The 321-nt window shown below is 70.7% G+C and carries 1 protein-coding gene; it reads left to right on the plus strand.

Translation table 11 applies throughout. The annotated features are described in order from the left end of the window. The coding region (locus tag ASG00_RS15530) for an FCD domain-containing protein (protein ID WP_162238406.1) at positions 1–321 on the plus strand (321 nt) is incomplete at both ends.

Genomic DNA, 321 nt, shown 5'->3' on the forward strand with positions numbered 1-321 from the left:
GCGGTACTCGGCGCCCCGACTCGACGCCGGCGCCATCGAGGAGCTCTCCGCCCTCGCCCACCGCATCAGTGTGGTCGGCGCCGACACCGACGCGTTCCTCGAACTCGATCGCGCCTTTCACCTCGGCACCTACGCGGCCGCCGACACCGTGCAGCTCGGCGCCCTCATCCAGAAGCTCTGGAACACCACGGCGCCGTACCGCCGCGCGTACGTCACGTCGTGGGAGCCCGAGTCACGCCGCATCGCCTACGAGGAGCACCACCTGATCGTGGCGGCCCTGCGCGACGACGACATCGAAGAGGCCGAACGTGTGCTCGCGGG

This window comes from Microbacterium sp. Leaf351 (genome assembly GCF_001423825.1).
GTDB classification, from domain to species: domain Bacteria; phylum Actinomycetota; class Actinomycetes; order Actinomycetales; family Microbacteriaceae; genus Microbacterium; species Microbacterium ginsengisoli.